Annotated in this window: 19 protein-coding genes; 5 read left to right on the top strand and 14 right to left on the bottom strand. The window is 44.4% G+C overall.

The window, feature by feature from the left end:
* Window positions 1–229 precede the first annotated feature (229 nt).
* Together ACE1CM_RS02515 and ACE1CM_RS02520 are read left to right on the top strand one after the other, a co-directional pair.
* On the top strand, window positions 230–1,243 hold the full coding sequence (locus ACE1CM_RS02515) for a hypothetical protein (RefSeq protein WP_374875828.1): 1,014 nt from the start codon (window positions 230–232) through the stop codon (window positions 1,241–1,243).
* Between the two features lie 168 nt (window positions 1,244–1,411).
* On the top strand, window positions 1,412–2,392 hold the full coding sequence (locus ACE1CM_RS02520; protein WP_374875829.1) for a formylglycine-generating enzyme family protein: 981 nt from the start codon (window positions 1,412–1,414) through the stop codon (window positions 2,390–2,392).
* Between the two features lie 141 nt (window positions 2,393–2,533).
* Here the strand turns inward: ACE1CM_RS02520 and ACE1CM_RS02525 are convergent, their stop codons facing one another.
* From ACE1CM_RS02525 to ACE1CM_RS02565, 9 genes are all read right to left on the bottom strand, one after another.
* The gene (locus ACE1CM_RS02525; protein ID WP_374875830.1) at window positions 2,534–2,719 is read right to left on the bottom strand and encodes a hypothetical protein; all 186 of its coding nucleotides are present in this window, start codon (window positions 2,717–2,719) and stop codon (window positions 2,534–2,536) included.
* 178 nt (window positions 2,720–2,897) lie between these two features.
* Complete coding sequence (locus ACE1CM_RS02530) at window positions 2,898–3,479, bottom strand: gamma-glutamylcyclotransferase (protein ID WP_374875831.1); 582 nt, start codon at window positions 3,477–3,479, stop codon at window positions 2,898–2,900.
* A 145-nt stretch (window positions 3,480–3,624) separates the two neighbouring features.
* The gene (locus ACE1CM_RS02535) at window positions 3,625–4,632 is read right to left on the bottom strand and encodes a DUF1822 family protein (protein WP_374875832.1); all 1,008 of its coding nucleotides are present in this window, start codon (window positions 4,630–4,632) and stop codon (window positions 3,625–3,627) included.
* Between the two features lie 20 nt (window positions 4,633–4,652).
* Window positions 4,653–6,158, bottom strand: coding sequence for a hypothetical protein (locus ACE1CM_RS02540; protein ID WP_374875833.1), 1,506 nt, complete (start codon window positions 6,156–6,158; stop codon window positions 4,653–4,655).
* Window positions 6,159–6,552: 394 nt separating this feature from the next.
* Window positions 6,553–6,972: a lasso peptide biosynthesis B2 protein gene (locus ACE1CM_RS02545; RefSeq protein WP_374875834.1), complete on the bottom strand. Its 420-nt coding sequence runs from the start codon at window positions 6,970–6,972 to the stop codon at window positions 6,553–6,555.
* 148 nt (window positions 6,973–7,120) lie between these two features.
* Window positions 7,121–7,396, bottom strand: coding sequence for a PqqD family protein (locus ACE1CM_RS02550; protein WP_374875835.1), 276 nt, complete (start codon window positions 7,394–7,396; stop codon window positions 7,121–7,123).
* Window positions 7,397–7,431: 35 nt separating this feature from the next.
* Window positions 7,432–9,294 (bottom strand): albusnodin/ikarugamycin family macrolactam cyclase, encoded by a 1,863-nt coding sequence (locus ACE1CM_RS02555; protein ID WP_374875836.1) that lies wholly within the window; start codon window positions 9,292–9,294, stop codon window positions 7,432–7,434.
* Between the two features lie 421 nt (window positions 9,295–9,715).
* Window positions 9,716–9,850 (bottom strand): lasso RiPP family leader peptide-containing protein, encoded by a 135-nt coding sequence (locus ACE1CM_RS02560; protein WP_374875837.1) that lies wholly within the window; start codon window positions 9,848–9,850, stop codon window positions 9,716–9,718.
* 928 nt (window positions 9,851–10,778) lie between these two features.
* Window positions 10,779–15,437, bottom strand: a complete 4,659-nt coding sequence (locus ACE1CM_RS02565) for a CHAT domain-containing protein (protein WP_374875838.1) — start codon at window positions 15,435–15,437, stop codon at window positions 10,779–10,781.
* Between the two features lie 800 nt (window positions 15,438–16,237).
* Between ACE1CM_RS02565 and ACE1CM_RS02570 the strand changes: the two genes are divergently transcribed.
* Both ACE1CM_RS02570 and ACE1CM_RS02575 read left to right on the top strand, forming a co-directional pair.
* Window positions 16,238–18,334 carry an ABC transporter ATP-binding protein gene (locus ACE1CM_RS02570; protein WP_374875839.1) on the top strand — a complete coding sequence of 699 codons (2,097 nt, stop codon included), beginning with the start codon at window positions 16,238–16,240 and terminating at the stop codon, window positions 18,332–18,334.
* 407 nt (window positions 18,335–18,741) lie between these two features.
* Window positions 18,742–18,924 (top strand): S16 family serine protease, encoded by a 183-nt coding sequence (locus ACE1CM_RS02575; RefSeq protein WP_374875840.1) that lies wholly within the window; start codon window positions 18,742–18,744, stop codon window positions 18,922–18,924.
* A gap of 64 nt (window positions 18,925–18,988) precedes the next feature.
* On the opposite strand, the gene ACE1CM_RS02580 is transcribed toward ACE1CM_RS02575, so the two are convergent.
* The 3 genes from ACE1CM_RS02580 to ACE1CM_RS02590 form a co-directional block, all read right to left on the bottom strand.
* Window positions 18,989–19,819: a hypothetical protein gene (locus ACE1CM_RS02580; protein ID WP_374875841.1), complete on the bottom strand. Its 831-nt coding sequence runs from the start codon at window positions 19,817–19,819 to the stop codon at window positions 18,989–18,991.
* A gap of 340 nt (window positions 19,820–20,159) precedes the next feature.
* On the bottom strand, window positions 20,160–21,485 hold the full coding sequence (locus ACE1CM_RS02585) for a serine/threonine protein kinase (protein WP_374875842.1): 1,326 nt from the start codon (window positions 21,483–21,485) through the stop codon (window positions 20,160–20,162).
* Window positions 21,486–21,718: 233 nt separating this feature from the next.
* A complete protein-coding gene (locus ACE1CM_RS02590; RefSeq protein WP_374875843.1) occupies window positions 21,719–22,687 on the bottom strand; it encodes a DUF3616 domain-containing protein in 969 nt (322 codons plus the stop codon).
* A gap of 123 nt (window positions 22,688–22,810) precedes the next feature.
* Here ACE1CM_RS02590 and ACE1CM_RS02595 point away from each other — a divergent pair, with 123 nt between their 5' ends.
* Window positions 22,811–24,901, top strand: a complete 2,091-nt coding sequence (locus ACE1CM_RS02595; protein WP_374875844.1) for a family 10 glycosylhydrolase — start codon at window positions 22,811–22,813, stop codon at window positions 24,899–24,901.
* An 80-nt stretch (window positions 24,902–24,981) separates the two neighbouring features.
* Here ACE1CM_RS02595 and ACE1CM_RS02600 read toward each other — a convergent pair whose 3' ends face one another.
* Window positions 24,982–25,464 carry a hypothetical protein gene (locus ACE1CM_RS02600; protein ID WP_374875845.1) on the bottom strand — a complete coding sequence of 161 codons (483 nt, stop codon included), beginning with the start codon at window positions 25,462–25,464 and terminating at the stop codon, window positions 24,982–24,984.
* Window positions 25,465–25,908: 444 nt separating this feature from the next.
* Window positions 25,909–26,295 (bottom strand): VOC family protein, encoded by a 387-nt coding sequence (locus ACE1CM_RS02605; RefSeq protein ID WP_374875846.1) that lies wholly within the window; start codon window positions 26,293–26,295, stop codon window positions 25,909–25,911.
* Window positions 26,296–26,297: the final 2 nt, after the last annotated feature.

The raw sequence follows: 26,297 nt of genomic DNA on the forward strand, positions 1-26,297 counted from the left end.
GAAAGTAGGCTGAGTCATTCACCCTTAGAGCAGTTCTGCATGAAGCCAGAAACGGTTAGCCAGATAGCTATTAATGAGCGAAAAGCTAACTCTAATTCCTGGCCTGATTCCTCGTCTCTTTAGAGCGAGGAGCGGCTCAACTTCTGATTGGAGCAAATTTCCACTTGATAAGTGGGAACTGTATTTCATGGCAGAGGACCCGAATTTGACCGCTCGGGAGAAAGAACAATTGACACAATTGAAAGATCGGTACCCATCATTCGGCGCAGACCCAACTCAGTGCAAAGACTTAGCCGCACAATTCCCTGAAAAGCTCGAAGAGATGAAGAACATCTGGTTCGCGCAAGCTGGCAAGTACAATGGACTACCTCTCGACGATCGCTCAACATCTGCGGTGTTAGGTGAACCTCGTCCCCAGTTGAGTGAGCCGCGAAATGAATACACTTACTACCCTGGTTGTTCGGAAGTCCCGGAAGCCGTAGCTGTCAACATTCGGGGTCGGTCTTACAAGATTACCGCAACGGTCTGTTTCTCCGATTCAGATTCAGAAGAGATCTCGACAGTACCCGCGATTCAAGGAATGACTTTATCCGTGGGTGGTCAACTCCATCAGATTTCTGGACCTATGGACTTGTCACAAGGAGCAACAATCAACATCGACGGTCGCTCCTATAACATCAAAACAGTAGTTGAGAAAGTCCAAACTCTGCCAGCCAAGGTTTTACCGGAACTAAACCAACAAGTCAAAGGGGTTCTTTTCGCCCACGGCGGACGTTTTGGCGGTCACAGTCTTTACATCCATGAAAACCAGCTTTGTTATGTCTATAACTGGCTGGGACAATATGAGCAAAAAGTCAGTTGTCCCCTCCCAGAAAATCCCAGTGGCAGTTATTTGTTCTCTGTCAAGTTCGACAAGACTGGTACAGACGAGCAAAACAGCACCTTGGGGAATGTCAGTCTGTATATCAATGATAGACCGCAAAGTGTAATCATCACTACTAACGGGATGTCATTGCGATCTTATGCAGATAAAGCACCCTTTAAAACCCAACCAGGCAAATTTTCCCTCTCTGGTGAAGGGTTGAATGTTGGTCGAGATGGCGGACAGCCAGTATCCCGTGATTATGAATCACCCGGTGAATTTGAAGGAGCAACGATTGAACAGGTCGTTGTCTATGTAGAAAATGATCAAGGAGAAACAAATACAGACAAAGAGTTCGCTGGCATGTTATGGCGCGACTAATTTCACCAGCCCACAGTGAGTATTAGTTTGTCAAGGAAGTTTTGAGAGGAATGGCACTTCCTTAACCAAAACTTGACCCAACCCAGATTCCCGACTTCGCAGAAGTTGTCGGGAATCTAAATCCATTCGACTACTTAATTAAATCTTGCCAAAAATCCCCAAGTTAGTATGACTTCAGTTTCCCCAAAACCCCAAAACTCAGTTTCTCCTCCCAGCAGACCACCAGATAAAGATATGGTGTGGATTCCAGGAGGTACATTTCAGATGGGATCTGCCAACCCCAAGTATCCCGAAGAAGGTCCCATTCACACCGTAACCGTTAGCGGTTTTTGGATTGATAAATATCCTGTCACCAACAAGCAATTCCAGAAATTTGTCAAAGAAACTGGATACGTTACCTTTGCCGAAAAAGCCCCGAAGGCAGAAGATTATCCTGATGCTAACCCAGAACAGCTAGTACCAGGTTCAGCTGTATTTATTAAACCAGATAGACCCGTAGCTCCCCAGACTTTCTGTTGGTGGCAGTATGTACCTGGTGCTAACTGGCGACATCCCCAAGGACCAAACAGTTCGATTAAGGGTAAAGAAAATCACCCAGTGGTGCAGATTGTCTATGAAGATGTCGTCGCTTATGCTGAATGGGCAGGAAAACAACTCTCGACGGAAGCACAGTGGGAATTTGCCGCGCGGGGTGGCTTAGATGGGGCGGAATTTGCTTGGGGGAATGAATTTATGCCCCAAGATAAACCGATGGCTAACACCTGGTTGGGGCAGTTTCCTTGGCAAAATCTCAAATCTCAGCCACCAGGGACAGAAGCAGTTGGTTCTTACCCCCCAAATGGCTACGGACTCTACGACATGATTGGCAATGTTTGGGAGTGGACAGAGGACTGGTATCAGGAAAAACATCCAGAAAACCCAACTAAATCTTGTTGCATCCCCAAAAATCCTAGAGGTGGTACAGAAAAGGATAGCTATGACCGTAAAGTACCACCTTCTATGCAGAAGCCTCGTAAGGTACTCAAGGGAGGTTCTTTCCTCTGTGCGCCTAACTACTGTGCCCGCTACCGTCCCGCCGCCAGATATCCAGAAGCAATTGATACTTCGACGAACCACATTGGTTTTCGATGTGTAATCAATGTTGATTGAGAAGCAGCACTCGGAAAACTATCAGCAGATGTCTATTAACCCACATTCTTTCCCTGAAGTGTCACACTACGAATTTTGGTCGATTGAAGTTTGGGGACTAGCGACTGGGAGGAATAATTTAAGTAGTTAAAGTATTTTATATTACCAGTCGCTAGACTCCAATCCCGTGAAAACCGATTGTGCCAGTCGAGGGTGCGGAATGTGGGTTTTAACAAAACAGTCAAATTTGCTGGCGATAGTTGCCATATTAGTATCTGTTGGAACTTGTGCCTTCGTGCCAATACTGATTCGATCGTCCCAGACCGAAGTGGGACCAGATGCGACCATCTTTAACCGCTACTTGATAGCAACAACGGTTTTACTATTATGGAATGGCTTGGGGACTGCACACCGCTAGGACTTACGCAAAGAAACCCGGTTTCTTTGCTGGTTGTCCAGATGCCGAAACCATCGCTTATGACTCCAAGACTCTTTGGTCAATTCTGACACAGAATTATTTATCGCTTTATGCAGAACCCCAATGTTGCTGCTGTAGCTGGTGCATATGATTAAACAACTTCCAACAATATTGCTCTGAAAGTCCGCAAGTTACGGCACCGCGCAGCACAACATTGAAATACCAGTCATTGGGCGCAATTTCTTCTGGCAATTTATCGACAACTACATAAGTTCGTACATTGTTATACAGTTTTCCTCGGCAGGATACGCTGATAATTTCATGTCGATAGCCGCCGCTTGGCACTTCTTCTCGTTCGTCGAGGGCGTCGCTCAACCGCCAAGGTAACCGATACAGCACTCCTTCGACATGGGATGCTGAGTCTGGAACCACATCGAGCGCCCCACATTGGCGACGCCCTGAGAGGCGGTAAAAACCCAGTCGATACCCTTTAAGCGTTGCTACACCAATGACGTAGTTATGCGTGTTTTCACCAAGAGTCCGCTTCAAATCAACCGGACACATGCAGGAACCGTAAGCGAAATAATAAAATGTCGGTTCTTTCTGGCGCTGCTGTTGCGGGTTGTCAGGTAGTTCGCAAGGGTTGGCTAGTCTCTGAAACTGGTGCAGCGGGCTAGGTTCAATGTTCATAAACGACTAAGAGTTCTCGAGCAAAAAATTATAAAATAACACAACTCGCTAGAAAACTCATATATTTAGACAGCTAGGGAATGAGAAGAGCATGACTAAATTCTCCATTCCTCATCCCCATATCCGCTATCTGGTTAAGACGATATTAGAATTCAAAATCTTCTTTGACTTTGGCATCATTCAAACTCACCTCGACGCTAAAGCGTTTTCCAGGTTCACCTTTAAAGGATTTTAGTTGAATATAATTGTCTTGACTTCTAGAAGTCACGTCTTGAAGAACTTTCCCCGCTTTAGACAGCAAAGTTAATTTAAGATCGGGTGGCAAGTACTTTTGACCGCCCGTCGGATGTAACTGAAGTAAAATTCTTAATTTTTCATCAGTTTCTTCGATAACGTTCACTAGCAAGGCGATAGTTTGACTGTCTAGTTGTATGCCTAAATCAATGAGTTTGCATCTGCTCGCAGCACCCGATTCAACATTTCTGGTACTCCAAGCTAAACCAGCTTCTGGACTTATCAAGGCGTCAATTGCTTGCCAGGTGTCGTCAAAAATATTTTCTAACCATTGACTTAACTTGGTTCTGGTTTCCTTGACAGATTTGAGTAAGTTTTCATAATTTTTTGTGGCGCTTGCAGCGACAGGTAAATTGAAAGCTGACGGCGACAAGAAACGGCAGTAAGATAACAGGTGATTTGGCTCAGGATCGAATACATCAAAAGGGATATGGTAACAACCGTCTGGGCACAGTTGTAAATTTAATTGACTTAAGCAATCGACCAGTTGATTGTAATTTAAAAAACCTCTGATAATTACTTGCTCTGCTTCTTCTAGCACCTCAATTCCCACATAAAAATGAGCAATTTTTTCTGGGTATTGGATGGTATTTTGAGGGATAATTACCATTTCATCAAGTAGGTGTTCGGTAGCGATAGCACAAAATTTAAACTCACCCAATCCATCTGGTATTCTTGCCTTCAGCCATTCTTCAAAGCTAACTTGTGCCAGTGCATTGAGATAAGTTTGCCACTGAGTTGCTTCACCAGCTACTTTGTTGCTTAACTCTCTTGCTTGCTCAAAGTGTTCTGGTTCAAGCTCTATAACTTCGGGTGACAAAAGTCTGAAATCTGTTAAATTCATGGGGGAAATAAGCATGACTTTGCTCCTTTTGTTGTTTAGGGATGTTGTTCAAAATAAACACGAAGTTGTTGAGCATATAAGCTGTTCATCTCGCGGTTTTTCCCCGTTCTAATTTCTTCGACAGCTGCTTGGAAAACTTCTCTATCGGCAAAAGCTTCTGTAAGTTCAACTATGGTTTTGAGATAATCTGGTTCGGGGGGAATTTGAGTTAAACCCATACTTTGTGCCTTTTTCAAAATCTTGTCCAGAAATTGTTGCACGCTCAATGTTCGTATTTTATTGAGAAGTTCTCCCGGATTTAAGATGCGCCTTGCTTGATCCCAACTGGTCATCCCTAAAGCAGGAGCGATTTCTTTTAAGGATAAGCTTTGACAGTAATATAATTTTAAACCGGGAATGAATTTTTCAGCAAAATTAGCATACTTTCGGCTTTTTTGCAACTCGGTAATGCGCGAGGTTATTTCTTGCTGAATGGATTGGGTCAATGCTAACCTCAACTCCTGATGCAGAAAATCCATAAGTTCCCGCTGTTCTACATCTAATTCATTGAAAGAATCGTGAGGTAAATCGGGTCTGATTACATCACTTCCTGTATCGGGGTCGTGAATTTCTAAAGGTTCTCTATAACTCCAAATATCATACTGCCTCAATTGCGTTGCTAGCTGTTTCAGTCCTTTCATTAACTCGATTGGAGTCATGACAATATTTTGTTTCTGCAAGCGGGTGAGCATTTCTTGCAGTTGTTCAGTTGAAGGGTCTGGGGATTTTTTGGCACCTTTTTGTTGCTGGCGTCTGTCTCGACGGTAGACAGCGTGAAAGACTTCTATTAAGATGCGATCGCGATCTGATAATCTTTCTATTTGCTTGGGTCTAGCTCGATTCAACAGCGCCCAATCGCTCAAATTTTTCCAGCCAAATTCTGATAAAAAATCTTTGATTTCTTGATTTTGTTTAGTTTGTAAATAAGCCCAATTGGCTAAACTCATGCTCGATTTTGATTCTGAATTAAAGGTTCGCAGCACTTCAACGGTGAAATATTTGTAAGTTGTTGTGCTAGCTTGACCTTGTTCATCTAAGATTAATTGAGTTTTGCGATCGCTATCCAAAATAATTGCAGCTTGACCATCGTCATTGAGAACGTAAGGCAGCAAATCTCGATAAGTAAAAGACTTGTCCCCGCCGAACAGATTATCGATTTTTTGACAAGCTTTGAGGATAGGATAAGAAACATTACACCTCAAACAAAGCCCAGCATTGGCACGAGTTGCAGCATCAACAGAATATTTTTGGCTGTGAAAGTAGGAAATTAAAATAGATTGAATGTCTCGATTTTGGGCAGGGTGAGAATTGGAAAAATCTTCTAATTGTTTTTGAAAAAACTCCTGTGCTGCAGGAATGACCCGATATTCGTATCCAACTATCTCAGATTTCAAACTAATTTGGCACAGTTTCCAGTATTGCCACAGGGGTGCGATCTCTCCCATAGGTTGTTTGAGAAATGATTGACTACTTGCGGTACTTGCCATCAAAGGATTAGACATCAGTGTCCTCCTGGATACATTGAATTTGATTTTAGACTTTTGTCTGTTCAGGAATTACGCAAAGAAACTCCCAAATAAACCGGGTTTTTATAAAAAATTGTCGGTTTTTGATGTAGAAACGTTACATGTAACGTCTCTACATCGCAGCCAGAAACCCGGTTTCTAAGTGTTAACTCATCCAGTTGCATGGAATAAATAGATGCAGGGGTTTTGAGCTTATGCAGTTTCCGGTAACCGACCTCTACTATGATTAGACTTCGCCAAAAACTACCCTCAAAGGCGGGCGAGACGCCCACCCCACAAGAGATATGGTCGAGGTCTATTAGACTTCGATCATATCTCTTTTGGGGTAGGTATCCTGCCTGCCTTTGACTTTGTTTTTTGGAGAAGTCTCTTAGACTGCCAATAATTTTCTGAAATCCCGTTCTATGTAATCTGCTTCGCGGAAAGGTTTACCACCAAGCTCAACCCATGAATGCGATCGAAACGGTTCAGTTGCAACACCCACACACAAAGTTGCCGATAACCCCTTACTCAAAGCAAACAGAACAAAAGCCAAAGATAACTCCAGACAAGCTGCTCTTCCCAAGAAAAAAAAGCTCGATTGACGCACCGCTGACCATGCAATATCTGCCTCCTCAACACCGATTTCACGCTGACAAAGATGCTTCAACCCACCGAGAATTTTAGAGATAGTTTCAAACGGCAGACAACGCACAGCGATATACGCAACAACTACCGTACAGACTCCCATCAAACGTTCTATCAAACTCAGTTTCACAGTAATTGGTTTTAGCGACATTTCCTGAGCCATAATTTTTACCCACATCTTCTAGACATAACTTTTTTGGTTTTGTGGGGTGGGCATCTTGTCTGCCACCCCACAAGAGAGAACTTTTTTGGTTTTGTGGGGTGGGCATCTTGCCCGCCCCACATATTGTTTTTGCCAGAGTTATACTAATTCACGAACCGCTTGGCACCCGATGAATCAGCCCAACTTTCAGCAAAGAACTTACCAGCGACTCCATATCTTTTCTAACAACATCTGCATCAACTTCATATTGAGACAACACCTGTTTCAGCGCTTCCTCAAACTCACCTGTTTGCGTCATAGAATTCCAAAAATCGGCTGCACTTCCATTCAAAGCGTAGTAAACATTTTTCCGCAAATCCAATAGCACAGCACTGTCATCAAATAATGTTGTCGCTATGTATTCGGGTACCCAAATATCTTTCATTGTTTTCTCCTCCTTTGATTTGTTCATCTGTAAAATTAAACTTTAGTTTCCATCCAGAAACTACTATTAGCCTCTACAACACGACGCAGCCAGAGTTCCATCGCTAGTACCTGACTGAAATACCACGAACCAGGAGCGAGTCCCATACTGAATTGCTGCATAAAAGCATGGAGATCTCTGAGATCAATCAAACCCATCTCACCCAACAGAGAAGTCTCGAATAATTCGGCGATCGCAGCCTGATTTTTGCGGAAACCGACAATCTCATCAACTGTGTAATCACCTTTAGTAGTGCGTGTAAAAATGCTCTGAGGCAAATCGCTCTCAAGCGCTTTGGGCAGAAGCGGTTTGTATTTAAATGGATTTGTTCGTTCCTCTGGAAGAGCAGAGAGACAGGCATCAATTACCAACGAATCAAGAAAGGGAAATTCTAAATTGACATCAAAAGTTTCAGCTACCTGCTGCTGAACTAAACTGTGGAATGCGGTTCCGTGTATCGCAACTATAGAGTTTTGTTCTCCTGGAGAGTCGGCAAAAGGTCTTGCGACAGTTGCCCAATTCTGTAGCGAAGTAGCAACTAAATCCACAGTTTTTTTCGTACACCAACTAGCAATATTTGGAACAGAATCCCATACCATGTCCTCGCTTACAGAATGCTCGTCTATCAGCATCTGGGACGATAACTGTCCAGTCATCAGTTTTCTAGCTTGTTGAAGTATCCACCGACGATATGAAGTGAAACTCAAACCAAAAGCACCATTTATTAAAGCTAATGGCGACAAATGGCTAACACGAGACCACCCATAAGCGTGTTGGAAAAATGTTTTTATCTTGGCGCGGCGTAATAAATCTGCCAAATAGGAATGAGAAGCTAGAAGCACCGCATCTCCACCCTCTCCACTCAGATGAAGTTGAGAGCCTTTCGACCTAATAATTCCCATCTCGTAGCTGATTTGGCCTATATCGAGCATACTTGGCTCTGGTGCATCTGTGAGAGGGATTGATTCCAAGTTACTATACTCGGCAGGCAGCTCGTGACTTTGAATCATTACCGATTCAATATTTGGGTAAAGAGCGGCTGCATGAGTAGCCCATTTAACGTCTTCTGATTCATTTTGCGAAACGCTCTTGACAGTTATTGTATGTAACTTATCACCCGGCAACGCTAGGTTCTTTGCTGCTATTAAAGCCAAAGTAGTTGAATCAAAACCACCACTCAAATCGCTGGTAATGTTGCTGTATAAGCGCACTCTACCTGCAACAGCAGTTATTAGCTGTTCGCGCAATTTTTCGGCAGCTTCAGAGAAACTACTGTATTCCTGTGGTGCGTGCCAATACCGCTTACACGTCGGTTTACCCGAAGATATTTGTAAATAATGACCGGGGGGAATAGCTTGTACTTGGCAAAAAGGAGAGCGATTTTGTAGATTGTTTAGCGTTGTCAAACCTGCTAAAGAATTAGCCAGCCAACAGGGATCTACTTCTGCCTTGAGTAATTGCTGTAGGGCAACTCCCAACGAAGAGTAAACTATAAAATCATCATACATTGCATAAAACACGGGTCTAAGACCAGCCACATCTACAAATACGTATGTGTCAGTCTCGTTTTGAACAATCAGGTTATAGTTACCAGGCAATCTAATTAGTTGGCTGTAGTCGTTTTTTCTGACAGCATTTTGGAACAACTCAACCAAAGTTTCATAAGGTGCTAAACAAGTACCAACTATAGCCAGTTGAACAGTACCTTCAAAAATCGTAATTATTTGCTGTTTTTTCCAATTTCCGCATACCCAAAAGGAATTCGCCCCCTCCCAAACTATTTTTCCATCTATTGGTTTAGGAAGAGTTGCTCCTGAAGAATTAATTCTTGATGAAAAACCACAAAACCAGCGTTTCATAGGTTTTATCCTGCTTTTACTAACTGGGCAAATGTACAAGGGTAAACCTTGGTTCCTGGTTTTTTTACTCAGGAACCAGGAAACCTGAGAGACTTCTGAACAACTGAACCCGTTGGTCGATCGACTTACGATTTGATTGCCCATGCCGTCCCCTTGAGGGGACGACGTTGAGTTATTCGCTCTGGATTAGTGACAAATTAGCGGTAGTAGTAACGCCGATGATCGCGGTGTCCCCGGCGGTAGCGCCCCAATGTAGCCTTAATCGCATCGCCGACTTGAATTAGTTGGGGTTTACGGTATTGTTTGGTGTCCATTTTTTTCTCCTATTTATTGGTTGCTTGGAATTGATTTTCGATTTGATTACTCACGCCGTCCTCTTGAGGGGACGACGTTGAGTTATTTACTCTGGGTTAGTGACAAATTAGCGGTAGTAGTAACGCCGATGATCGCGGTGTCCCCGGCGATAGCGCCCCAATGTTACCTTAATCGCATCACCTACTTCAATTAGTTGGGGTTTGCTGTATTCTTTGTTGCCAGATTCAAAGTTAGTAACCATTTTGTTCTCCTTATTGGAAACATGGATTTGAGTTTTGTTGAGATTAGACTAGAGACAACCTTGTCTTTTGTCTTCTCTCTACCTTCTTAATAGGTGGAGTTGAAATCAACTGATGCACTTTTAGAAGATAGAGGAGAAATTTGGATTTGAGACAACCTTGTCTTTTGTCTTCTCTCTACCTTCTTAATAGGTGGAGTTGAAATCAACTGATGCACTTTTGGAAGATAGAGGAGAAGTTTGGAGTTAAGGTAACCTTGTCTTTTGCCTTACCTCTGCCTTCTTAATAGGTGGAGTTGAAATCAACTGATGCACTTTTGGAAGATAGAGGAGAAGTTTGGAGTTAAGGTAACCTTGTCTTTTGCCTTACCTCTGCCTTCTTAATAGGTGTTGTTGAAATCAACTGATGCACTTTTGGAAGATAGAGGAGAAGTTTGGAGTTAAGGTAACCTTGTCTTTTGCCTTACCTCTGCCTTCTTAATAGGTGTTGTTGAAATCAACTGATGCACTTTTGGAAGATAGAGGAGAAACTTGGAGTCGAGACAACCTTGTCTTTTGCCTTCTCTCTGCCTTCTTAATAGGTGGAGTTGAAATCAACTGATGCACTCGCGATCGCCAGATAGGATAAAGTTTTTACTACAGACAATATTGTCTTTTTCTTTATTCTGTATTTTTAAGATCAAGACTTATATGATGTCAGTTGAATTGCCCATAATAAAAAAACCTCACCCCGTTGTTACGTAGGGACACGGCATCATAGATATCTCGGACAAACAGATAACGTTAATAATGCCGTGTCCCGGATCCTGATTATGGGTAATCGACCGGACATGATATTACGCAGCAATGGGATATATAGTGATGATGGTGCGTTACGCTTCGCTAACGCACCCTACATTTACTCAATATTGTTGTTCAATCTGGCAGGAGATTAACTTTTACAAAGATGGCGATCGCTCGGACTCACATTTGGGTTGGTTTTGAGATAATCGTGCAAGCGATCGCACCCATGTTTCAATAAAATATCTAGCTCCAATAGCTCTAAGTTCCACAAGAATACATGGCGATCGCTACCTGCTGAAACCAGGGTCTTACCGTTAGGACTGATACTAACGCTCCTAACTTTATCGCTATGGCCTGTTAGTCTCCTAAGTTCTTTGCCGTCAATGCTCCAGAGTTTGATACTGTTGTCATCATTAGCAGCAGCGATTGTCTTGCCGTCGGGACTCCAAGCGACGCTATAAACCCAGCCGCCATTTCCGTTGAGCGTCAAAAGTTCTTTGCCTTCCAAGTTCCAGAGTTTGATGGTATTGTCAGTACTCGCTGAAGCAATTTTCTTGCCGTCAGGACTCCAAGCTACACTCCTCACTGAATTGCTATGTCCTTTGAGCGTACTAAGTAACTTGCCGTCGGCAATTCTCCAGAGTTGGATATTGTTGTCAAAACCTCCCGAAGCTAGCGTTTTACCGTCTGGGCTGATGCTGATGCTATAAATCGAATCGCGTCCTTTGAGTGTCAAAATTTCCTTGCCGTCGGCAATTCTCCAAAGTTTAATTGTGTTGTCATCGCTTCCTGAAATCAGCATCTTGCTGTCGGGACTGATACTAACGCTCCTCACGGCATTTTGATGTTTGAGCGTCAAAAGTTCCTTGCCATCTGCAATCCTCCAAAGTTTGATACTGTTGTCATCACTTCCTGAAACCAGCATCTTGCCGTTGGAACTCCAAGCGACGCTATAGACTTTACCGCTATGCCCTTTAAATGTATTAATTAGCTTGCCATCCCTACTCCAAAGTTTGATGGTTGCGTCATCGCTTCCGGTGGCAATTGTTTCGCCATCAGGGCTAAAGCTAGCACTCCTGACGACATCGTTATGCCCCGCAAGCTTCTTGAGTTCTTTGTCCTCAAAGCACCAGAGTTTGATGGTTTTGTCAATATTTGCCGCAGCTAAGGTCTTGCCGTTGGGACTCCAAGCGACGCCATAAACCCAACTATTATTGTTGAGCGTTTCAAGCAGTTTGCCTTCCAAGTTCCAGATTTTGATCGTCTTGTCAATGCTCGCACTCGCTAGCATCTTGCCATCTGGGCTAAAGCTAACGTTCCAGACTGAATCACTATGCCCCTTGCGCGTCCAGAGTTCTTTGCCGTCGGCTATTCTCCAAAGTTTGACGGTTTTGTCATAACCCGTCGAAGCCAGCATTTGCCCGTCTGGGCTGAAACTGACGCTCATCACATCTTCCTGATGCGCTTTGAGCGTCTTGATTTTTTTGCCATCTAAACTCCAAAGTTCGATCGTGCCGTCATAAGTCCCCGCAGCTAGCATCTTGCCGTCGGGACTGATGCTGACAGCGATGACTTCAGTATTATGTTTCAGCGTCCTAATTTCTTTGCCGTTCAGGTTCCAGAGTTTGATAGTGCCGCCACCAGCAGAAGCGACAATTTTGCCATCGGGGCTGATACTGACGCTATTAACTCCAGCCCCATATTTAAGCGTTCTAATTTCTTTGCCTTTAAGGGTCCAGAGTTTGATGGTGCCGTCATTACTTCCAGAAACCAGGATCTTGCCGTTGGGGCTGATGCTGATACTATTGACCGCAGCAGTATGCCCTTCGAGGGTCCCGATCTCCTTGCCCTCAAGATTCCAGAGTTTAATCGTGTTATCATCGCTCGCCGAAGCTAGGATTTTGCCGTTGGGACTCCAAGTGACGCTATTAACCCGATTTTTATGTCCTTGCAAGCGATTGTTTTCTCTCACCCAGTAAACTGCTTGTTGTAGGGCGTTCGCAGCTCGAATCTCTGTCAGGGGTTCTACGCCAATAGCGCTTTTGAGTAGTTTTCCTGCTTTTAAACCTTCGATCAAGGCATCTAACTTTTTGTCTGAGGCAAACAGTGCTTCTGAGGCTTCGCTATAAGCTTTGATCTCTGAATTCTGCCATCGCCACCAAGCAAAAGAGGCTACTGTGGAAGCGATCGCTAAGCCACCAATCAGTCCCCAGATTGTAAGTTGTCGCCGGAGTTTTTGTTTTTTGAGTTTCTTGTCGCGCAATTCTAAACTCAGTTCGATCAAACTTTTTTCTCCCTGACTGAGTTCATCTCGACGTTGCTGATACCAATATTGGGCATCTGCCAAAGGCTTCCCTCGCAACAGCGCCCCTTGATCGAAACTGCTAGCGATCCACTGACGTACAGAGGCTCGTAGTTGCTCTTGCCAGAGGCGAAACTCGGCGTTAACCTGCATCCAATGCCCCAAGCGTCCCCAGCAACGAATTAGCGCTTCATGCACGATTTCTACGGTTTCTTCCCCGGTGGAGGCGTTGCAGTTTGTTACCACCAAACGCGCAGATGCCAAGCGCGTCACCAAATCCCAGTTTTCTTGTTTTACCTCATCGCGAGTCGCCAAACGGCGGTTATCATCCGTCCCTACCCCAGGCTGCACTAGCTGAATCAATACCCGTTGCGTCCTCAGTCTATCTGCTTCATCAAGTTGGGCATACACCGTCTCGGCATGGTTAGCCAGCGCCTCCTCTACGCCGCCAATCTCCTCGTATGCCTGATGAGTCAACCACCCGTCTTTCTGTTTTGACCACAGTTGAGTTAGGGCAAATTCCAATAACGGTAAACGTCCTGAATGTCCCGATGCAGCATGAATGAGTTTATTTGTCAACCCTTCTTCTAACTTTACCTGCATGAGTGCCGCAGGTTTTGCGATCGCTCTTTGCAACTCCTCGCGGCACATCGGACCAAGATTATGCACTGCCCCTTGCAAGGCATCGCTAAATGAGCGATTGGATAGAGCATGTCCGTAAAAGTCCGCCCTCAAGGTAAGAACTAAGGTAAACGCTCCAGCTAATCTTATTGCTGTTAGCAATAAATCCAAAAAAGACTGACGCTCCTGTTCTGGAGTTTGGGTGTAAAGTTCCTCAAACTGATCGGCTATGAGGATGAAGCGAGAACCTGAGTTTTGCTGGAGTATTGTTTGAATAATTTTGTATAAAGCTTGGTCATCTTCTTTGAGTGCAATTTCTAATTCCAGTTCAGTTAAACGGCAGGAATTCGCTTTGTGATTTTCGTTTTGATACCACAGAGAAGCTAACGCGATTGCCAAAGCTTTAAAAGGATTGTTCCCCGGACGAAAAGAGATAATTAACGGCGTCCCATTCTTCAATTGCCAATCGCCAATCGCCAATCTCTCATCGCGTCGCAGCGACGGAATCAACCCAGCAAATACTACGCTAGACTTCCCACTGCCACTGGGGCCAACAACAGCCACCAACGGCTTTGTTTTTACTGCTTTAACCAAATCCAAAGTGAACTCTTCCCGTCCAAAAAATAAATGTACATCTTCTTCTCGGAAGGCAAATAAACCGCGATAGGGACAAGGAGGAATTCCGCCTAATTGTAACCAATTCGGCGGTTCTACTGCCGGATTCATGCAAATGACGGGCAACCAAGAAGCACCGGGAAAGTCATCTTCTAAACCTTGTAACTTTCTGCGCGATCGCTGCACGGAAACATATAAAGGAAGTCGTTCAACTGCAAAAGCTGCTAAAAACTGTTTAAAAAAATCCTGTGCCACGCGATTCGGTACTGGTTCCCGCATCACGATAGTTGCAGTCAGATTCAATTTTTCCAAAGCTAACGCTAATCCCAACCCATCGCAGGAATTAAAAATTGCCAGTTTTAACCCATTTTCAATAGCAGCTTTGAGAGCTTCTTGTAACTGTTCGATTGTCAGACTGTTGTTTGTCTTATTCTCATTTAAATAAATCCGGCCTGTTTCACCCTCGGTTTGACTATGACCGGCAAAAAACAGGATATCCCAGCCTAACTTGTGCCAAAGCTGTGCATTAAATTCAGCTCGCGAGGGATTGACGAGAAACTCAACTTCTGCATCTGGGAGTTGCTTGAGAAAGTTGGTTTCTGCCTCCAAATCGATGCCTTGACTATCACCCAGAATTGCCAAAATTCTGACTTGATTTCGCCAGATTTTTGGCTGTGAGGAGTTCCGGCGTTTATACTCAGGTCTAGAGAGGGCGATTTCTGCCAGAGGATAATCTTCAAACAAATTCCAGCGATGCCAAGGTAATCGGCGCAGCAAGTCATCGTTGGTTTCAATAATCACCCGAATTTCTTCTTTTGTGTCCAGTTGCGATCGCAATTGTCGGTCGATGTTAAGAAACTCGGCACAGCTGAGCCAACTATTGATGCCTTCTTGTAACTTTTGGCACGCCTCACTAAACCCAACAACAGAGACGTTAGTAATACTACCTTGATCGATTTCCAGTTCATCGTCATCATCTTCAACTGCTAACGAGGAACGCAGTTGTTTGCGATCGCATAAATGCTGATAAATTGACTGCCAATTTCTATACAAGTTAACCAAATCTGGTGCTGCGGGTAAGCTGCCAATAAATTGCTCAGCACCGGGGTGTTCTGCGATCCATAACTGAGCAGTGACTCGCGGAAATCCGCTGTATAGATCGCCACTTCCCAAATGGATAACAACTGTCTTACTCATGTCATATCTGTTGACCTCGCTGACAACTTGATTAAGACCTTTCCAGAGGTGTTCGTGCTGAAAAGTTATCATAAATCCTGGCTTAGTACCAACAGTTATATTGTGCCGCAGTTTCCCTGATATTGAAGCGAGCTACTCAATGAGCCACCTGTGAGAATTACAGATATGTTGAGCGATCGCGATTATTATAACTTTGCGTTCTAAATCACAATTTATTGTTTTTTCATGTCAAAGGCATCACCCGTTTGAGTGAAAGCCTCAGCCTAGCAAGACTAAATAATCCAAGTTGCTAGTTATCTCAATAGCTAATAGCTAATGGCTAATGGCTAATGGCTAATGGAAAGATATTATTGAGTTTGGCAATTAGCAATTAGCAATTAGCAATTAGCAATGCCCAAGTTTATAACTAGCAACTTGCGTTAAATAAAAAAGATAGGACTTACGCACGACCGAGCTTATTCTCTGTCATGTCATGGCAACCTCTGCAATAAGTAGGTGCAGGTAAATAAAGTGAAAATAGTTATGCAAGCGTGGGGCGGGCTCCAATGCCCACCCCAGAAGAATTTTATCTCTCTTGTGGGGTGGGCGCCTCTTGTTCAGTTTATTTATACTCACCTACTTATCTGATATCAAATCCACTCGCATCTCAATGATTCATCTTCTTTCTTCCTCTGTGTCCTCTGCGTCTCTGCGGTTAAATCATTCCAATCCAGCTGCAAGCCGAAAAGTGCATAAGTTGATTTCCATTGCATCTATTAAGGATCGGAACCTAAATAACACCGGCTTTCCAGCGCTAACTACAAACCCGTTATCTTAGTACCATTCGCTCAAAAACTGCTGGAAACCATAACCAATAAACAAAAACTCAACCTATGACGCAGTTTACACAAGTGCTTGATATTGTGCAAAGCTACAGAAGCGTTCTCTTCCGTTTCCTACCATTTTTATGGACAGCAGCGCGGGGAGAAACAATCTTTATGGTTACTGCCGTTTTGTTGCAGGGAATTGTCCCAGCACTGAGCGTCTGGATTACCAAACAAGTAGTAGATACAGTGGCAGTAGCTTTAAACCAAAATCAACAACTTGGCTTTGTAGCCTTGAGTAGCTTGGTAGCGGCATGGGTTGGCGCTTTGCTGTTAGAAACACTTCTGAGTCCTTGGGTGGGAGCAGTGCAAGGAAACTTGGGTGAAAAGCTTTCTGCTCATATCAACTTGCTTTTCATGCGTAAAGCCGATACTTTTACCGATTTAAGCCGCTTTGAAGATGCTAAATTTTATGATGAATTGCAGCTTCTCCAGCAACAAGTCAGCCATCAACCGCTGAATTTAATTATGAATTTGGCTGAAGCAGGCAAAACTTTATTCACCGTGGTAGCGATGTTTGGGCTGCTGGTTCCACTAGGGTTTTGGATTCCGTTTTTAATTGTAGCAACTACCATACCCCAAGCATATGTTTCTTTCCAGTACGAGCTAACAATTTGGGATAATATGTTGGAAAAAAGTCCGCAAGCTCGGCGGATGCAGTACTGTTCCACGGTAATGCTCACCGATACTTACGCTAAGGAAGTGCGGCTATTTAAGCTCGGTTCGTTTTTTATTAATCGTTATGTCCAAGCATTTGCGTCTTTCCATCAAACGATGCGTCACCTGCGGGGAAAGCAAGCTTTTTGGGCTTCAAATTTGGCGATATTAAGTACTTTAGGAAATGGCTTGGCTTTTTACTGGGTGGTGCAGCAAGCTTTTAGAGGGGAAATTAGTCCAGGTAGCGTTCTGCTGTTTGTACAATCGCTAGCTTACTTGCAGCAAAATCTAGAACAGTTGGTTAATACTGCCACACTTTTGTTTGAAACTCTGTTGTATATGCAGCAGTTCTTTAGTTTCCTAGATAGCCAACCAACAATGGCAGCGCACTATCAAAGTAAGCCGATGTTTGACCAAGAAGACGCAAAGACGCCCAGAAGGAGAGACGGGTCGAGCGACTCTTCTCAAGCGAGAAGCAACTGGTCTGAGCCTCCCGAATTTATTACTGGAGAAGAAGAAAAGGAAGACACGGGGACGCGGGGACGCGGTGACACGGGGAGTTCTTTAACAACACTCGACCCTCTCGCTTGTCTCCCATTCTCCACCTCGTCTTCAAAGTTGGAATCCCCTGACTTTAGGCATGGGGTTTCCCCTTGTCCTCGCGTCCCCGTGTCCCCGCGTCCTCTTCAATCAATTCGTCAGGGCATTACTTTTGATCGGGTACACTTTTGTTATCCAGATCGTCCCTCCGCTTTGATAGATGTTTCCTTTACGCTTTACCCTGGCGAAACAGTCGCTTTGGTTGGGGAAAATGGTGCTGGTAAAACTACATTGGTAAAGCTGTTGACTCGGCTATACGACCCTACAGCGGGTGCAATTTTAGTCGATGGTGTAGATTTAAAGGAATTAGATTTGGATGGATGGCGACGACAAATTGCTGCGGTGTTTCAAGACTTTGGTCGCTACGCGCTGACGCTTTTGGAAAATATAGCTCTGGGAGATCTTGAAGCTTTGGATAATCTTGAACGCATTAGACGTGCAGTTAAAAAAGCTGGGATAACTACATTAGTTGAAAAGTTTCCAGCCAGAGAAGAGACTCTTTTAGGCAAGCAATTTGGTGGGACAGAACTTTCTGGAGGACAGTGGCAAAAGTTAGCTCTTGCTCGCGCTTTTGTACGGGAAGATGCCCAATTATTAATTTTAGATGAGCCTACGGCTGCACTCGATCCTCGCAGCGAATACGAGGTGTTTTGCCGCTTTGTTGAGCTAGCGCGGGGTAAGACTACACTTTTGATTACCCATCGACTGGCTTCTGTGCGTATGGCTGACCGGATTTTAGTTTTGAAGCAGGGACGTTTAGTTGAGCAGGGGACTCACGAGGAGCTTTTGCGATGTGGAGGGGAGTATGCTGCGCTTTGGAATATGCAAGTTCAGCAATATGGTTTGTAGAAAATATGCCAGTCGGTTGATTGGCGCTCTTGTGTCAAACTGGGCGATCGCAAATGGTGAAACCCTGATGTGACGGTAGTTTTCCCTCTTGCTCAACTTTACTCGACGATCTTTGAGGCTTTCTCAGGGACAAGTTCTGGGACTGTCTATGTGACAGTTGATTGTCAGGAATATGCCCTAAAATGCGCGAATTACTGAAATGAGAAAGCCAACGGGCAAAATGAAAAAGTAAATTGCCATAAAGCTTGGGGAAAATACCAAAATGAATGCGCGAATTACTGAAATGAGAAAGCCAACTGGCAAAAGGAGAAAGTAAATTGCCATAAAGCTTGGGGAAAATACCAAAATGAATGCGCGAATTACTGAAATGAGAAAGCGAACAGGCAAAAAGAGAAAGCAGATCGCCTATGACAGATAAAATTACGCTGCGCGGGAAAGGGTTACCCCTAGGCGGCATCGATGAAAAAGTGTTGGCTACCTGTGGAGGGGCGTTCGCGCAGCGTGCGGTCGGCATATCGCTTGTATATTCCGGAAATTTGTCTGGGATTAAACGAAAGGTGGACATTGCCCACCAAAATGCTAGAAGCTAAAAGCAGGGATAGTCGCAGGCAATCCCCACTCTACAAATATGTTGGCTTTATGGAAAAGTACCAGTCATTGGGTGGCGCTGGTAATCTGATTCCAAGCTTGAACGACTTGCTGCAAAGGTTGAGGTAGATTATTTTGAACCATATCGGCGTAGCGGGTAGTACCGGCTGAACTAGAAATTGTGACGGTAATAAAGTCGGCAGATCCGCTGGGTGCTGGGTAACTCATACCATTGAAACGAGACAGCGAGTTGCGTTGTAGTAACCGCTGAAATTCTCGTAGTTGTTGGGGAGAAATTTGGCGCACGCTGCGATCGCTATCATTAGCATCGCCGATCCTGACTCGCATTAATCGTCCGTCATTCATCAGAACGGTTTCATAGGTCAAACCCGCAAATCCACCACTGGAGATAGCTCGAAAAATCATACCTTGCGTCAGAGGAGGCGGTAGTTCGCTGGCGGGAATTGGAAAGGGTTTGAGCTTGTTAGTATCTTTGGTTTGGCTAGCCGCTGTATCTAATTTGACTAAGGAACCGGAGTCGTTGGTACGATAAACCCAGGTTTGATTCTGATAGGTTACGACAACGCGCCACCCTTCGACTAAGGCTTGGGTGCAAAATTGATCGGGGTCGGGGAGTCCGAGACAGCCATCGGGCCAAGTTTGGCGGCTAAATTGAGTTATTCTTAGTTGTCCGGGAGCAATGCCGGTTTTGCCGGATAGATCCTGGCGCACGGCGTTTGCTACTCGCGGGGGTAGGCGGTTTTCGTTTGCTGGACGTTGAGCGATAGCATTAGCAGTTTGGGGTATTTCTGGGTAAGCAAGGGCAGCATTTATGACTGTCAGGCTGGTGCTTACAGACAAGATACTAGCTAAAATCAGAGCTTTTAAAATCCCCATAGTTTTTGTTTGATTAAAGGTTTTTTCAGGGTTACGGCGATATAGACTTGGTTCGCTGTTTATTGGTTCCGTCAGATCTGCTGTGGTAAGCTAGCTCATCTATATCAGTGTTTTTTTTAACGAACCGCTCCAGGCGCAGAGGACGCAGAGAAAGAGAAAACAGAGAATATTTCATACCAAATCCGTAAAGATTACCCTCTTTATTTTCTCTCTTCTTCTTCTTCTTGGCGTTCTTGGCGTCTACCCTACGGGAAGCCGCTGGCGCGTCTATGGCGGTTCATTTAAAAAGGGGGTTGTAATGTGCATATTTGGGATTTATATATAAAATATGCTGCCAAGTTTACTCAAACATAAAACCCAGTAACCGGCCTAAGCCTATTCCTAACCAAGAAGTTACGGTTAAAATTAAAACCGCGTTAAATTTGCTGAATAATGTTTTTAATTGCTGCAAAAATGAAGTGGAAAACGCACAGTAAATAATACCTAAAGCTGAATACCAAACTGCCATTTCAGATAAGGACACGGCTGTTGCTAGAAGGGGCAGGTTTGACAAGGTCTTACTTGAAGGTTCGACAATTAAATTAAGAGCTAGAACCCCAGCCGCAAGGGAACCAAAGATGGCGATCGCATACCCAGATATTTGGGGAATTAATGCACAAGCTAATACTAATGACCAAACCCAACCTGGAGCCATAATCTGAGCTAGAGCAAAACCTATCCAGCCGCAGCTTAATAAAACTCCTGCTAATAAACCCCAAGGAAAATCTTGTGAAAAAACCGTTTTTGTTGGCGACTGTTGCCTGGTTGTTGAAGTTGAAGATTGTGGGGAAGTAACCGGATCTTTGTAGAGCAATTGCAACCATTCTTGAATTGATTGCGGGCGTTCGTGAGGTTGAAATGCCATACCTTGGAGAATGGCTTGATTTATCCGATCGCTAATATCCGGATTCAACTGTTTCGGCGCTATTAATGGCGTATTCTCAGCTCTCGCAGGGGCTGCTACGGGCAACTCTCCCGTTAAAATTGCATACAATGTCGCCGCCAAACCATAAACATCTGTATACACACCCAATTTGGTTTCTTTTTCATACTGTTCAATTGGTGCAAAACAATCCGATCCAACTTCGCGGGCAATACTAAAATCAATTAACACTGCTTCCACACCCCCCTTGTGAAGGGGGGCAAGGGGGGATCCCCCCTTGTCAAGGGGGGCAAGGGGGGATCGCAACATAATGTTTTGTGGATTTACATCCCGATGCAGTAAACCTCGATCGTGAACGGCTATTAACGCCGCACCGATTTGCTCAATGTAGCGCAGTGCTTCATCTTCTTGTAAAATTCCTTGGTTTTCCACCCGACTGGCTAAATCTTCTCCCTCGATGTATTCCATTACCATGCAGAATAAACCACGTTCTTCTATTAATTCCTCAACTCGGACAATATGAGGATGGGTGCATCTGGCTAGTCGTAGTGCATCGTTGAGAAAATCTTGATGTAACTTGTCAAAATCAGGTCTTTGTTGCGCGCGATCGTTTAAAGTTTTGATAACAACGCGCCGATTGTTTTCATTTCGGGCCAGATAGGTAATACCAAAGCTACCTTCACCCAGCACTTTCTCGATCGTGTAGTTGCTACCCTGTAACTTTTGTCCAAATGTCCAAGTCATCGCCGTTAACTAGCCAAGGTACAATTTTTGAAATTTTAACGCAAGTAGGGGTGGGTTTAACGAAGCCATCACCTTTGTTTCGACCTAGATCTCTAGGTGACAAATCAACGATTTTTCAGAGAAACTTTGGTGTTGGCGCGGATTGGTTGGTAAAACCCGCCCCTACAGCTAATTGCGAGCTTACTCATATCCTTACATTAGCCATTAGCCATTAGCCATTAGCCGCCGATTTTTTACAATATTTCAACGTTTACCCAGACGCTTCTAAAGAATTTTTGCTCGCTTTCTGGCGGCAAGTCTTTACATGGAGTTTCGCCTTCCCGTTTGACGCTTCCATCATCGCTGAGGATTTGAAATTTGTTGTCTAGATTTGGATAGATTACAATTGCCTCTGGATTAAACCCTGGCGGTAAATCAACAATTTCTATTTCTTCTGGTTTTTCATCTCGATTTCCCGACCATTGATAAAATCTGAATTCGTCACCGCTGTGATAAGCTCCTGCGGCTATAATGTATAGTTCGTGGCTTTCCCAGTATTCGATACTCCTGATCCCCAACCCACCTAAATCCAGGTCTATTGGCTCTCCAAATTTTGCAGAGATATCTTCTTTTTGCACAAGCTCTTCCGGATTTTCCAGAGGCACTACCAGCGCTTTACCTTCTCGAATCGGATTGCGGAATCCAATTAATAATTGTTTGTCTGGTGTGGTACACAGTCCCTCAATATTTAACGCCCCCTTTTCTTTTGGGGCTAATTTTTCAGCTGATTCCAGTTTATACTTTTTAAGTCTTTCATCTTTTTCCATATCTTCTAAAAGTTTCGAGTAAGAATGCCCAACTTGTTGAGCGGGAAAACTTTCACCTTCAACTGCGAACTGATTGGCGAACAAGTTACGGCGTTCTGGTCTTTCTTTGCCATTTTTGTTTCTGCCATGGGATGTAATATAGTAAATTGATCCATTTAAGATGGTTGCAGCTTCAATATCTACTTCCCTGCCTTTGGGGTTATTTGTAAAATAGTTATTGATGTCGATTGATGCCAGCGGTTTTCCCGAAGAGGTTGAGTCATAAACTCTTAAAATATTGTCTTCATCATTCGCGACTACCAAATATTTTGTATCGAATAGAGCCACAGAACCCGAAGCATCGCAGGCGCCAAAATGCTTTAATTCATTTTCGCAGGTGAATCTTAATTTTTTCATTGTTATATCCTCCCACTTTGAGCGTAATGCTCCCAGCGTTCCGATTTTAACCCTGAATCTGTTCCATCATCATGCCCGTCACTGTATACTTGCGTTAATTTTGGCACATCCACAGTTGGGCAGATGTTAAAACAGTTGGTTAACAACCTTTTTACAACTTGGGCAGACGGACTGTTCTCGTTTCGCCGCACCTTTAAGGGTAAGGCTTGGCTTGCCTTCCTAGCTGCGCTTAGCATGATAATCTCCGTCTTGCTAACTCAGGCTTTAGCGCAGACGGGATTGAACGATATTCAAGGACATTGGGCGCAACCTTGTATTGAAGAATTAGTCCGGCGAGAGATAATTAGCGGTTACCCGGATGGTAGTTTTAAACCTAGCAATCCAGTAACGCGGGCTGAATTTGCGACATCAATCGCTAAGGCTTTCCCCAATGTAACTCCTGTTCGCGATCCGATGAGATTTGTCGATATTCCGTCTAATTATTGGGCGGTGGAGGCAATTGGCAGCGCCTATCGAACGGGTTTTCTTTCGGGTTATATTGGGCGGACTTTTAACCCAAATTTAAAGATTACCCGCGAACAAGTATTAGTCGCTTTGGCGAGTGGGTTAAAGTATACGCCTAGTCAGCCACCTGCTGAAATGCTGGATGGGGTGTTTGAGGATGCCCAAGATATTTCTAACTATGCGCGCAATGCGATCGCAGCTGCCATAGAAAAGCAACTCGTGGTCAATTACCCGGATGTCCGCAGCTTCAAACCCAGTCAACTGGCAAATCGCGGCGAGGTAGCGGCTTCCTTGTGTCAGGCAATGGGAATTTCTGGTGTTGTGCCTGACCAGTATATTGCTAAACTCGGCACGCCGGAGGCACTCCCATCTCCAGAGGCAACGCCAACAACGCCAACACCCCCGCCTACCGTACCAGCGGTGCCAACAACGCCACCACCCCCGCCTACAGAGGAAGCATCAGTAACGATAACAACGCCACCACCCCCGCCTACAGGGGAAGCATCGGTAACGATAACAACGCCACCACCCCCGCCTACAGGGGAAGCATCGGTAACGATAACAACGCCACCACCCCCGCCTACAGGGGAAGCACCAACAGTACCAACACCACGGAAAATGCCTACAGAGGAGATCCGGGGTGTTTGGCTGACGAATATTGATAGCGACGTGTTGTTTTCGCCCTCGCGGCTTTCCCGCGCCTTGGAACGCCTGCACAAGTTGCATTTGAATACTGTATATCCCACGGTTTGGAATTGGGGTTACACGCTTTATCCGAGTGCGATAGCGAGGGGGACAATCGGGCGATCGCTTGACCCGGAAATTGGCTTGCGCGGGCGCGATATCCTTAAAGAAATTATCGACCAGGGTCATAAAAAAGGCATGACTGTAATTCCCTGGTTTGAATTTGGTTTCATGGCACCGGCGGATTCGGAATTAGCCCAACGCTATCCCAACTGGATTCTTTCGGGCAGAGACGGTACTCAAATTTGGAAAGAAGGCCGCCACGACCGGGTTTGGCTCAATCCTTTCCGTCCAGATGTACAGCAATTCATCGAAGATTTAATCCTGGAAATTGTCACCAAATACGATATCGATGGAATTCAATTTGATGACCATTTCGGCTTTCCCTCTGAGTTGGGTTACGACCCATTTACAGTGGCACTGTATCAGAAAGAACACAACGGTCAATCTCCCCCAGAGAATTTTAAAGACCCGGAATGGCTGCGCTGGCGGGCTGATAAAATTACCCAGTACATGCAGCGAATTTACCGAGGTATTAAAGAGCGCAAACCCAACGTGATTGTTTCAGTATCTCCCAATCCTCAAAGATTTTCTTACGAATTCTTTTTAACCGATTGGGAAACTTGGGATAAGCAAGGATTGATCGATGAATTAATCTTGCAAGTGTATCGCGATGATATCGCTCGCTTTATCGGGGAATTGGAACAACCGGAAGTGCTTTCGGCACGGCAGCGCATTCCCGTAGGTGTCGGTATAATGACTGGGGTGAAACCCCGGTTTGTGGCAATTCCCCAGATCCAACAGCAAGTAGAAACCGTGCGCCAGCGCAATTTTTCTGGAATATCGTTCTTTTTCTACGAAAGCTTGTGGACTTTAACCCAAGAACCGTCCGCCCAACGTCAGAATGCAATCGCATCCCTGTTCCCAGAACCAGTCAAGCGACCTGCTATTGTGTCACAACGGTAATCGGTAATAACTCAACTGGCTAAAATAGCTAATCGCTAATTGCTAATTGCTCCTGGGAATATTTCCCGGGAGCAATTAGCCTATCTAAAATTGCGCGCGATCGCTGCTTCTGGGATATTTTGGTTGGGTGAGGTTGTATTCTGTTCCAGGATAATTACGGAACCCGCAGCATCGGTGCGATAGAACCAGCGTTGCTTGCCACTGGCTACGGTTAAACGCCATCCAGGGACGGATGCGGGGGTACAGGATAAACCAGACTCAGCTAAACCCAGACAGCGATCGCGCCAAGTTAACCGTTGAGCCTCGACAATATAAATTGCAGACATTGGCAACCCCGACTGCAGGGACAAGTGCTGCAAAACCGCATTAGTAATCGGTTCTGATACGGTTGTAGTTGTTTCGGCAGACCTGATCGCTAAAACGTTAGATTTGGTAGGCAGCGTTGGTTTGACACCAAAGTATAAAATTCCGGTCAGTAGCAAAGCTAATACAAAAGGACGCGGCTGCTTTTCTGTTTGATTTGGGGTTGTTGCGGTTAAACCAGTTGCAGTAATTTTTTCCATAGCTAGCCTCGCCAATGCTTCGTCTGGGCTAAAAGGTTAATAATTGTTTGTTGATACTATCGAGTTCTGACAGTAACCGGAAATTTTTCCAATTGTTTACAGAACGTAAGATTTTGCTGGCTTTCAAAAAGTTCCTGTATCCAGGAATAAGAGCCATTTATCTATCCCAGGAATGTGCCTGATAGCACACGATCGCAGCTGCGCGACCTGCCTGGGGCAATTAGATCGGAGATATTTGCAATTAGATCTTTGTTCTGTCAAGAATTCTTCTTGCTCAGAACTCGCTCAGGCTTCCTCAATAACTAATTTGCTGCTTTGTTGGATATTTTTAAACGAGGAAAATACTGAATTCTGCTCGCTTCGATTACTTACTCATTTATGGGAGAGCAGGAGGGACTTCATTGTTCTTTTATAGTTCAATTGTATAAATCTTCTTTTTTCCCTCTAATTCTCGTATATTTCTAGAGGCAAGCCGTCTGGGTCTTTGAAAAAAGTAAAGCGCTTGCCCGTAATTTCATCAATTCTTATAGTTTCTATAAAGACGCCCTGAGATTTTAACTCGGCAACGGCTCGATCGATATCTTCAACTGCAAAGGATAAATGCCTCAATCCACAAGCTTCGGGGTTATTGACTCTTTGAGGGGGATTGGGAAATGAAAATAATTCAATTTGGTCGTTGTTGCCAACCTTTAAATCTAATTTATAAGAATTTCTTTCAGCCCTAAAGGTTTCTTGGATAATGGAAAATCCTAAAATTTCGACATAAAATTGCTTAGATTTTTCATAATCAGAGCAAATTATAGCAACGTGGTGGATGCCTGTCGTTTGCATAT

This window comes from Microseira sp. BLCC-F43, assembly GCF_041929235.1.
Taxonomy (GTDB): Bacteria; Cyanobacteriota; Cyanobacteriia; order Cyanobacteriales; family Aerosakkonemataceae; genus Microseira.

Coding starts and splice junctions, on each gene's coding strand:
- ACE1CM_RS02560 (WP_374875837.1), bottom strand. CDS start 9,850: ATGGTTACTAACTTTGAATCTGGCAACAAAGAATACAGCAAACCCCAA.
- ACE1CM_RS02570 (WP_374875839.1), top strand. CDS start 16,238: ATGACGCAGTTTACACAAGTGCTTGATATTGTGCAAAGCTACAGAAGC.
- ACE1CM_RS02525 (WP_374875830.1), bottom strand. CDS start 2,719: ATGGTCGCATCTGGTCCCACTTCGGTCTGGGACGATCGAATCAGTATT.
- ACE1CM_RS02545 (WP_374875834.1), bottom strand. CDS start 6,972: ATGGCTCAGGAAATGTCGCTAAAACCAATTACTGTGAAACTGAGTTTG.
- ACE1CM_RS02530 (WP_374875831.1), bottom strand. CDS start 3,479: ATGAACATTGAACCTAGCCCGCTGCACCAGTTTCAGAGACTAGCCAAC.
- ACE1CM_RS02550 (WP_374875835.1), bottom strand. CDS start 7,396: ATGAAAGATATTTGGGTACCCGAATACATAGCGACAACATTATTTGAT.
- ACE1CM_RS02595 (WP_374875844.1), top strand. CDS start 22,811: ATGTTAAAACAGTTGGTTAACAACCTTTTTACAACTTGGGCAGACGGA.
- ACE1CM_RS02580 (WP_374875841.1), bottom strand. CDS start 19,819: ATGGGGATTTTAAAAGCTCTGATTTTAGCTAGTATCTTGTCTGTAAGC.
- ACE1CM_RS02605 (WP_374875846.1), bottom strand. CDS start 26,295: ATGCAAACGACAGGCATCCACCACGTTGCTATAATTTGCTCTGATTAT.
- ACE1CM_RS02520 (WP_374875829.1), top strand. CDS start 1,412: ATGACTTCAGTTTCCCCAAAACCCCAAAACTCAGTTTCTCCTCCCAGC.
- ACE1CM_RS02555 (WP_374875836.1), bottom strand. CDS start 9,294: ATGAAACGCTGGTTTTGTGGTTTTTCATCAAGAATTAATTCTTCAGGA.
- ACE1CM_RS02565 (WP_374875838.1), bottom strand. CDS start 15,437: ATGATAACTTTTCAGCACGAACACCTCTGGAAAGGTCTTAATCAAGTT.
- ACE1CM_RS02575 (WP_374875840.1), top strand. CDS start 18,742: ATGACAGATAAAATTACGCTGCGCGGGAAAGGGTTACCCCTAGGCGGC.
- ACE1CM_RS02590 (WP_374875843.1), bottom strand. CDS start 22,687: ATGAAAAAATTAAGATTCACCTGCGAAAATGAATTAAAGCATTTTGGC.
- ACE1CM_RS02600 (WP_374875845.1), bottom strand. CDS start 25,464: ATGGAAAAAATTACTGCAACTGGTTTAACCGCAACAACCCCAAATCAA.
- ACE1CM_RS02535 (WP_374875832.1), bottom strand. CDS start 4,632: ATGCTTATTTCCCCCATGAATTTAACAGATTTCAGACTTTTGTCACCC.
- ACE1CM_RS02540 (WP_374875833.1), bottom strand. CDS start 6,158: ATGTCTAATCCTTTGATGGCAAGTACCGCAAGTAGTCAATCATTTCTC.
- ACE1CM_RS02585 (WP_374875842.1), bottom strand. CDS start 21,485: ATGACTTGGACATTTGGACAAAAGTTACAGGGTAGCAACTACACGATC.